We start from the raw sequence: 7,563 nt of genomic DNA, 5'->3' as shown, positions 1-7,563 counted from the left end.
CTTTTTATAAGCCATCCCACGTTATATCAAAGGCAAACACAACTACTTTACATTACAGTTTGGTATACATTACCACAATAATGTAAAGCTTTACATTATTCCGGTAAAACATCGTTAATGCATTTGTTGCGGATGGTTGTTCCCGAACCACAGGGTTACCAGATAAAATCCTGCAGGGATGTGAGTTTCGAGTTTCACAAGGACGGTTTTGAGGTTATCCATCGATATAGCCGAAAAAGCGTAAAGTTCACCCATGGCCAAAAGAAAACGCAGACTATCTGTTTCGATGACCTGGGAGCGGAACAGAACCTCAAACATTTCGGTAACAAGTGTAACGTGCTTTCCGAAATCCTGTTGTCCCGTTACGACTTGTTTATCACGGAGAACCTCATCACCCATGTTACCACCAACCTGAATGCTTCGGAAATTGAAGAGCAATACGGAGCCAGGGTACGCAGCCGACTCAGGGAAATGATGAACATGGTTTCATTTCCCGATGAGGCTCAGGACAAACGTAGATGATTTAAAATCTAAGAAAACAGGGAAGAGATGTGGTTTACGATATATATGTTGAACTGCCTGAGCATGTGCAAGAATCATTTGAAATAAAACATTATCTTTGTAGAAAGAAATTATAAAGTTTTGAAGAACACAGTAAACATATCAAAAATCTTCCCCGATTATCTGTTTTGGGATATGGACAGTTCTAAATTGTCCGTTGATACAGATTTTGATATCATTATTCCCAGGGCTTTATACGCTTCAACCAAGCAAAGCTTTGAAAAGGATATTGCCAGACTGGAAAAGCTCTATTCAAAAGAGCAAATTATAAGTTGTTTGCAAAAAACGAAAGAAAGAATAAGCAACAGTATTTGTTTAATGGTGGCCAACAAGTATAACGTTGAACCGTTTAAACGTTTCAGTTTATGATCGCTGTTTCTGAAGAACTAAGAGATACTATACATAAACTTCAAAAGTTACCAAGCCTGTCTCAATTTGCTTTGGCAGGCGGCACCAACCTTGCATTAAGATATAATCACAGAAAATCGGTTGACATAGACCTGTTTAGCCCAAATATCGTTGGACGTTCTGGCTTTAAAGAAATAGAGGATGAAATCAACCAATATTTTGGCAGTTCTGTAATCGGTTTGCAATACCCCTGTGATGAAAACGACCAGTTTATATTTTTACGTTGCTTTATCGTAGAAAATGGTGTTACGATAAAAGTTGAAATACTTCAAAACATGAAGTTTGTTTATGATATTGAAGTTGTAGATGGTATACGCCTTATTTCAAAAAAGGATATTGGTCTATTCAAATTGGAAAGTGCAGCCAACAGAAAAGCGAAGAAAGATATTTACGATTTGGATTATATCACTGATGAAATTCCTCTTGTCGAACTGTTTGACCAGTTAAAACTTAAAAAAGAAAAGTTTTGCTCCGATAGTGATAGAACAATATTTGATCTTGATAATGAATTAGGTCCAATAGAGAATCCCAAATTATTACTTGAGTTCGAAAATTCATCCTTACCAAATAACACACGTCCAGTACATTCAAACGATACCATTTCTATAATGGATGAACAAAAAAGTTTTCTTTTGGCTAGAATGAGCTGGAGGACAAAAGTTCGTAAGCTGTTCAGCCACCTTGGGCTAGGGTTTCCCGAAATGTAGACTTGGCTTGCATGTCAAAACACTATAAAATTAATGATGGTTTAAAACAGGCATATTTCGAACAGGGAAAGAAAACACTTACTCATCCAAATACGCTTGAATCGTATGGATAGAAATACCCGTGTATTTGGCAAATTCTTCAGAGGTGATAAACTGGTGGTTTTCTTTTCCTAATTCCTTTTTGATTCTGTTTAAAAGTCGTTGACTGTATTTTTCGCTTTTGCCGGTCAACCGTTGTACATCCTTGGGGTAAATACAAACCCGCTTCAGTTTAATGCCCATAATGCTTTATCTATACCTCATCTATGCCTTTGCATAGAAGTTCTTATACCTCAAATGTAAGGATTATTTACGGTCATTTTAGGACAAAACGGACATTTAGGGACAAAATGGACACCTCGGTTTGTTTCTTTGTGATTTTAGCCTTTACTTTTCTTCTGTTAACTAATTATCAGGAGTTATGGCAAGACAAAAAGGAGTGATTAAGTTGGAAGGCCGTATCGGTGATTTGTCGTTTTACAAAAGCGGCGGCGATTACCTGGCACGGAGTAAAGGTGGTGTTGACGGGGAGCGGATTAAAAAAGACCCAGCGTTTGTCAGGACCAGGGAGAACGGGGCTGAGTTCGGAAGGGCAGGCAAAGCAGGTAAACTGTTGCGAGGAGCATTGAAGACACCAATTGCACAGGTTGCAGACAAAAAAGTAGCGAGCAGGTTAACAACGGCTTTGTTGAAAGTGATTCAGGGGGATACCAACAATGCCAGAGGTGAGAGAACTGTACTTCAAGGTGACTTAAACCTGTTGCAAGGATTTGAGTTTAACGAAGCTACCGGTTTGGATGAGGTGTTGAAAGCTGCTTACACGGTGGGTTTTGATAGAGCCAGTGGTCAAGCTGCCGTTTCAATAGAATTTACCAATCCGAGTTTGGAACTTTCGCAAGTTGAAGGGGCCACACAGGCAAGGTTTACTGTCGGAGTTGCTGCTGTTGATTTTGAGAATAAGGAGTTCGAAGTGGATGTGGTAGAATCAGCTGTTGTGGATTTGAATTTGTCTGCGGCGGCAACCGTTGATACAACTGCGACTATCGGAGCCGATAGCACACGACCAGTGTTTGTTGTTTTTGGTGTTGAGTATTATCAAACGGTAAACGGTCAGCTTTACCTTATCAACAACAAAGAGAGTGGTGCGCTGTCGATGGTAGCGATTGATTTACTGTAAACAACAAGAGTTTCTAAAGTAGGATTATGGAACATGTTCAGCATGACGGGAAGGTAGGATTTTGGGGCGGTTTTGTCGTTGCTGCTTTTACCAGCATTGACATAAACCATGTTGTTGAAACCATAATCTATACAGCCATAGGTACAGTGGTTAGTTTTTTTGTTTCCAAGTTGTTGAGGTATTTAATGGGAAAGTTTAAGGGAGGTTAATTTGTTGTTCCCATTGTTTGGTTTGTGGTCGAAAGGTCTTTGCAGAAATGCAGAGGCCTTTTTTCATTTGGTTTTCGCATGATGTACAATGTTATTCTCAAATACAATCTAATTGCGCAAAATAATGCACTTTTTATGATGAAAGAAACTTCTCTCACATTGGTGGGAGTTTTGTAAAGGGTAACGTTATAATTGTCGTTACAGTGTAGCGACATTGTTTATTTTTTTTAAAAGGGATATAATAATTGTCACATAGTCGCTCACATGGTCGTTGACTTAGTCGTAAAATGTAAATTAAGTATAAAGAAGAGAAAGGAATTCAATCAAATCCATTGATTTAATTGGTTGATGCTATAAACGACATAAACAACCTCATCAACTATTTATATCAATGGATTTCAGCCTGGGGGTTTGGGGCGATGGTAATGAATGCCCCCAATAAAACCTGATATGCGAAGCATGCCCAAGGCAATCGGGGAGGGGAGGGTGATGTTTGGGACGGATATGGATGTAACACGGTGGGTGGGCGTATGTGGTTGTTTCTGCGATAAAGGTGCGGTGGGGCGCTCTGGTGGTGGGGCTATTTAGCATAGTGCCCCTATATGGACTGCCGAAAATATTGGGTTTACGCCATTGGAGATAGGCAAGTTATATAGGGCAGCATTATGCTAATATAGCTTTGGGGTACAGTTTATGGCGGAACTTTTGCCAGGGTTCAGCTTTTAAGACTTTGGCGCAAGTGGGGTGCGCAGAGGTACGAACGCTACCGTCTTGTGAGAAAGTTTTTAATGCTATGGTCTTGCGCCAAGTTTTTCTTGGGGCTCGGGTTTTAGGTTGTTGTTAGTAGCTGTTCAAGCTGTGCAATGACCTAAATACCGAATGTGCGCTTGGGCAAAAGTTATGACATAAACTGCACCGGAAGGGTTGGGGAGCTGCTATTGTAGGCTTGTGGGGAAAGTAACTTTTGCCATTTTATAGGCGCTATGTAAAAAAACAAAAAAAATGGCAAATGTTACAGGCGAAAGGAGGTTTTTGTGGCTGGTTGGTCGGTTGTCATTGGGCAATAGTCAAAGGTAAATTAAGAAAATGATTGTTTTTAAGAACAAGGTTAGAACAAATACAGCACGTGCGTAGGAAGAAGGCTCGATGGCAGCTTTTGTGGCGTTGGGAGTGAATGGCAATCTTCTGAGCGAATACACCCCAGATGCAGAAGCGTGGAAAAGGGCATTGGGGGTGAATGAGGGATGGGGAATATTCTAGTCTCGCCAAACCCGGGTTAAATAAAACGCTATAACTTGAATTGTAACCTTGAGTCAAAAAGTAAATGTCAAGATATGTCACCTTTTTTAGTACAGAAGGAAAGTTTCGAATTAAATTTTACTTATTTTGCAAAATGGCTTGTATATTACAAACCTTGTCCGAATAAATTATGGAAATTAAGTAAAAAATAGAAAGTGTTAAGACATTTAACGATACTCACATTATTTATAGGCATATTTCACAATGTTTCTTCAAGTAAACTTCTTTTTGAACATTTAACAATTGAAGATAAATTATCCTCGAATTTTGTAAAGTCTACATTTACTGACAGGTATGGTTATCTTTGGATAGGTACTTTTGCTGGTGTTGATAGGTTTGATGGCCTTGAGATAAAGAATTATAACAGCTACTTCAAGCATGAACCTAAAAGTGTAACTTCATTTGCAGAAGATGAAAATAATATATTATGGATTGGTACTGAGAACGGTCTTTATTATTGGAATCGAATGGCACCTGAATTTTCATCACTACTATTAAACCAGCATAAAGATGTAGAGGTTAGTAAAATTGGTGTGTATAACAATGATGTATTATTTGTGGGATCAAACTTGGGTTTGTTCAAGGTGAATACAATTACTCAAAATGTTGAATCAATTCTTTTTCATAAGAATCAGAATCATTTATTAAATCAAGTTACAGGTTTTATTATTGAAGGGGACCAGATTTATATCTCTACAAAAAAAGGTTTAATCCACTACGATATTGAGCTAAACAGAACAATTATCTACAACAATATTACTAGCCAAGAAGAATTTTCCCAAAGTTATATATGTATTGCTAAAGATAACAATGATATTTATTTGGGAGTACATCCAAGAGGTGTTCAACGATTTTCTCTGACAGAGCAAAAGTTGTCTGAGATTACACCCTTTAAGAATCTAAGAGCATTGTCAGTTTATAGTACAAACGATAAGCTCATGGTAGGAACTGGGTCGAAAGGATTACAGGTTATGGATCTGCGTACAGGTGTAGTTGAAAGTTTTGATCATATTGAAGGTAATCCCAAATCGCTATCTTCCAATAATGTATATTCAATAATGGTGGATGATAATGAAGTAGTTTGGTTAGGCACATATAAAGGAGGTTTGAGTTATACTTCTTTTGCAGATAAGGAGTTTAATACATTTACACCGAGTGATAGTTTATTGTTTAATAAAAGCATACGATCACTTTATTTTGATGAGCATGGGAACAAGTTTTTGGGCACAAGGAATGGTTTGTATGTTGTAAGTAAAAAGGATGATTATCAGTATTATAAACCTGATGAAAAAAATCTTAATGGTAAAATAATTTTAAAACTACACAGATATAAGAATTTAGTACTTATAGGTACGTATGAAGGAGGAATCAGTGCTTATTCGTACAATGATGAAAAAATTAAACTCTGGAATAATGAGGTGTTTAACTCGCAAAGTATATATGCCTTTGAAGAAGATCAAAATGGGAATTTATGGGTTGGCGGTTTTAATGGCTTATTTAGGGTAAGTCTTTCAGGAGATATAAAAACTTTTAACAACAAAAACTCCGTATTTACTGATTACTTGGCATATGCTATAAAGGTTGATAAGGAAAACAGAATATGGGTTGGCGGTAAAAATGGAGCCACAATATACAGTTATGAAAACAGTCAGTTTAGATTGATTAAGAAATTAGATTTTGGAGTGCCTATTAGGGCTGTATACTTATATTTAGATAGGACTGATAAAATGTGGATAGGTACAGCTAAACATGGTATTTTTCAGGTAGGTAAAGATTTGGAGTTAGGAAAAAGGATAACCAGAAAAGAAGGATTGTGTAATAATGCTGTTACCTCAATTATTGAAGCTGATAATGAAAAGTTCTGGGTTAGTACGTTGAATGGGTTGACTTTATATAATCAAAGAACGGACTCGTGCTTCAATTATTATTTACAACCAGGCATTCCTGGTGTTACATATAGTAGAGGTGCAGCTCTAAAAACGAAGGATGGACGAATATGGTTTGGAAATGAAAAAGGCTTAGTATATTTTGATTATAATAATATTAAAATAACCGATACATTGGGAAGGGTAAATATTAGTGATATATATATTGGTGGAAAAGCTTTAAATGAGGAGTTACCCAATATTATTAATGTACCCATTGAAGAAGTTGAAAACCTTGAATTAAAGGGCGAACATAACAGCCTAGGATTTAGATTTGTCAACCTTCATAACAAGTTATATGAGAGCAGGAATTTTATAGTTAAATTAGAGGGAAAGAATGACGAGTGGAAGACACTGGTTAATAAAAATTACATTTATTACACTGAATTGAGACCGGGAGAATATACTTTTCTAGTCGGTCTGGAAAATGAAGTAGGAACAGTTATTAAAGACAGTGTTAGAAGTTTAGCCATTAAAATAAAACCCAAATGGTATAATAGTAAGCTTACTCTTGTTTTTTCTGTATTGTTTCTGTTGATAGTTGTCTCTGTATTGTTATACTATATTCAATCTTATAAAAAAAGAATTAAAACAACCGTTCAAAAATCACGTGAAGAAGAAAACAAATATCAAACTTCGAGTTTGGATGTTGAAAAGAGTAAAGATTTATTAGTAGAAATTCAAAACTATACCGAAGAGCATAAAGCCTACTTAAATCTAGACTTAAAGATTCTCCATATTTCAGAAGCGTTGGATGTTTCTATTCACGATATTTCTCAGGCTGTAAACCAAAATTTAAATCAGGGATTTACAGACTTTATAAATAATTATCGTATTGAGGAATGCAAGAGGAGGTTGCAGGATCCCGAGTTTGAGAAATATACCCTGCTGGCTGTAGCTGAAACTTGCGGTTTTAGCTCAAAGTCTTCGTTTAACCGCGCATTTAAGAAGGCAACAGGAATTACGCCCACAGAATTTTTATCTACTATTGAAACTCGAAAGTAAAGGCTGAAAATTATTTCTGTCGCGAATGGGTTTTATTTTTATCGAATTCAGATTGTTATCTATCTCTTTTTAGTTTTATTAAAAACACTAAACTGTTTGTTTCAAACCTTTTCTTGTTTTAATGCCGCCACAATATGAAAAGATTTTAACTTAAATGTATCCGCACGGCTAACCCGGTCTTCTATAAGAGATTTCAAGAGGATATATTTGTTGCATGAAAAAATCAAGAAGGC

General features: G+C 36.7%; 8 protein-coding genes. 7 read left to right on the top strand and 1 reads right to left on the bottom strand.

Annotated features, from left to right (window positions below):
* Positions 1 to 117: 117 nt before the first annotated feature.
* The 3 genes from ACRD64_RS24800 (at position 118) to ACRD64_RS24790 (ending at position 1,676) form a co-directional block, all read left to right on the top strand.
* Positions 118 to 522 carry a hypothetical protein gene (locus ACRD64_RS24800; RefSeq protein WP_430937252.1) on the top strand — a complete coding sequence of 135 codons (405 nt, stop codon included), beginning with the start codon at positions 118 to 120 and terminating at the stop codon, positions 520 to 522.
* Positions 523 to 642: 120 nt separating this feature from the next.
* Positions 643 to 930 carry a DUF6922 domain-containing protein gene (locus ACRD64_RS24795; RefSeq protein ID WP_430937250.1) on the top strand — a complete coding sequence of 96 codons (288 nt, stop codon included), beginning with the start codon at positions 643 to 645 and terminating at the stop codon, positions 928 to 930.
* Complete coding sequence (locus ACRD64_RS24790; protein WP_430937248.1) at positions 927 to 1,676, top strand: nucleotidyl transferase AbiEii/AbiGii toxin family protein; 750 nt, start codon at positions 927 to 929, stop codon at positions 1,674 to 1,676. The genes ACRD64_RS24795 and ACRD64_RS24790 overlap by 4 nt, the downstream gene beginning before the upstream one ends.
* Positions 1,677 to 1,754: 78 nt before the next feature.
* On the opposite strand, the gene ACRD64_RS24785 is transcribed toward ACRD64_RS24790, so the two are convergent.
* Positions 1,755 to 1,958 carry a hypothetical protein gene (locus ACRD64_RS24785; RefSeq protein ID WP_430937246.1) on the bottom strand — a complete coding sequence of 68 codons (204 nt, stop codon included), beginning with the start codon at positions 1,956 to 1,958 and terminating at the stop codon, positions 1,755 to 1,757.
* A gap of 178 nt (positions 1,959 to 2,136) precedes the next feature.
* Here ACRD64_RS24785 and ACRD64_RS24780 point away from each other — a divergent pair, with 178 nt between their 5' ends.
* From ACRD64_RS24780 to ACRD64_RS24765, 4 genes are all read left to right on the top strand, one after another.
* Complete coding sequence (locus ACRD64_RS24780) at positions 2,137 to 2,892, top strand: hypothetical protein (RefSeq protein WP_430937244.1); 756 nt, start codon at positions 2,137 to 2,139, stop codon at positions 2,890 to 2,892.
* 26 nt (positions 2,893 to 2,918) lie between these two features.
* Positions 2,919 to 3,101, top strand: coding sequence for a hypothetical protein (locus ACRD64_RS24775; RefSeq protein WP_430937242.1), 183 nt, complete (start codon positions 2,919 to 2,921; stop codon positions 3,099 to 3,101).
* Between the two features lie 459 nt (positions 3,102 to 3,560).
* Positions 3,561 to 3,689: a hypothetical protein gene (locus ACRD64_RS24770; protein ID WP_430937240.1), complete on the top strand. Its 129-nt coding sequence runs from the start codon at positions 3,561 to 3,563 to the stop codon at positions 3,687 to 3,689.
* 866 nt (positions 3,690 to 4,555) lie between these two features.
* Positions 4,556 to 7,330: a ligand-binding sensor domain-containing protein gene (locus ACRD64_RS24765; protein WP_430937238.1), complete on the top strand. Its 2,775-nt coding sequence runs from the start codon at positions 4,556 to 4,558 to the stop codon at positions 7,328 to 7,330.
* The last annotated feature ends 233 nt before the right edge of the window (positions 7,331 to 7,563 follow it).

Source organism: Saccharicrinis sp. 156, from assembly GCF_050589685.1.
Lineage (GTDB): Bacteria > Bacteroidota > Bacteroidia > Bacteroidales > Marinilabiliaceae > Saccharicrinis.
This window is presented reverse-complemented; position numbering and strand designations above follow the sequence as displayed.